Genomic DNA, 1,360 nt, shown 5'->3' with positions numbered 1-1,360 from the left:
GATTACCTGGTCAAACCGTTCCAGTTCGAGGAGCTTGAGGCACGCCTGAATGCCTTGCTGCGTCGCTCCAGCGGTTTCACCCAGTCAACCATCGCCGCCGGCCCCCTGGTGCTCGACCTCAACCGCAAGCAGGCCACCCTTGACGCCCAGCCATTGGCCCTGACCGCATACGAGTACCGCATCCTCGAATACCTGATGCGTCATCACCAGCAAGTGGTGGCCAAGGACCGCCTGATGGAGCAGCTCTACCCGGGGGACGAGGAGCGTGACCCGAATGTCATCGAAGTGCTGGTCGGCCGCTTGCGCCGCAAGCTCGAGGGCGAGCGCGGCTTCAGGCCCATCGACACCGTGCGCGGCCTGGGTTACCTGTTCACCGAGCGCTGCCGATGATCCGTTCCCTGCGGGTACGCCTGATGCTCGCGGCTGCGGTGCTGGCGCTGCTGTTCATGCTGGCGCTGCTGCCGGCCTTGCAGAAGGCCTTCAGCCTGGCCCTGCAGGAATCGATCGAGCAACGCCTGGCCTCGGATGTGACCACGTTGATTTCCGCCGCGCGCATCGAGCATGGCCAGTTACAGATGCCGACGCTGCTGCCGGACGAGCGCTACAACCTGCCGTACACCGGGTTGCTTGGCTATATCTTCGATCGCGACGGCAACCTGGTCTGGCAGTCGCGGGCCACCGCCGCGCAGAACGTCAACTATCACCCGCGTTACGATGGCCGCGGTAATGAGTTCGCGCGCATTCGCCAGGCCGATGGCGAGGAGTTCTTCGTCTACGATGTCGAGATCAAGCTGCTGGGCGGCCAGAGCGCGGCCTACAGTATTGTCGCCCTGCAGCCGGTGCGCGAGTACCAGCATACCCTCGACGGCCTGCGCGAAAAGCTCTACCTCGGTTTTGGCGCGGCCTTGCTGGTGCTGCTGGTGCTGTTGTGGGCCGGGCTGACCTGGGGCCTGCGCTCGTTGCGCCGGCTCAGTCGCGAACTGGACGAGGTGGAGGCGGGTGCGCGCGATGGCCTGAGCCGTGAGCACCCGCGTGAGCTGTTGCGCCTGACCGGCTCGCTGAACCGCCTGCTGCGCAGCGAACGCGAGCAGCGCCAGCGTTACCGCGATTCGCTCGATGACCTGGCGCACAGCCTGAAGACGCCGCTGGCGGTGCTGCAAGGGGTGGGCGAAAGCCTGCAGCAGCGCAGCGGCGAACGCGAGCAGGCGCGGGTGCTGCAAAGCCAGATCGAGCGCATGAGCCAGCAGATCGACTACCAGCTGCAACGCGCCAGCCTGCGCAAGAGCGGCCTGGTGCGCCACCGCGTGTTGCTGCGACCGCTGCTCGACAGCCTGTGCAGCACCTTGGCCAAGGTGTACCG

At 66.0% G+C, this 1,360-nt stretch carries 2 protein-coding genes; both read left to right on the top strand.

Features of this window, described 5'->3' with window-relative positions; all coding sequences use genetic code 11:
* Window positions 1-390: response regulator transcription factor (locus B4L76_RS22385; RefSeq protein ID WP_296235271.1), on the top strand; the 390-nt coding region annotated here is incomplete at its 5' end.
* Window positions 387-1,360, top strand: a 974-nt coding sequence (locus B4L76_RS22380) for a histidine kinase dimerization/phospho-acceptor domain-containing protein (RefSeq protein WP_296235270.1), incomplete at its 3' end; no start/stop codon positions are given. The genes B4L76_RS22385 and B4L76_RS22380, both read left to right, overlap by 4 nt.

Origin of the sequence: Pseudomonas sp. UBA4617 (genome assembly GCF_002386445.1) — a bacterium.
GTDB lineage: Bacteria > Pseudomonadota > Gammaproteobacteria > Pseudomonadales > Pseudomonadaceae > Aquipseudomonas.
Note: the sequence above shows the minus strand (reverse complement) of the source record. Positions and strands in the feature narration are given on the sequence as shown.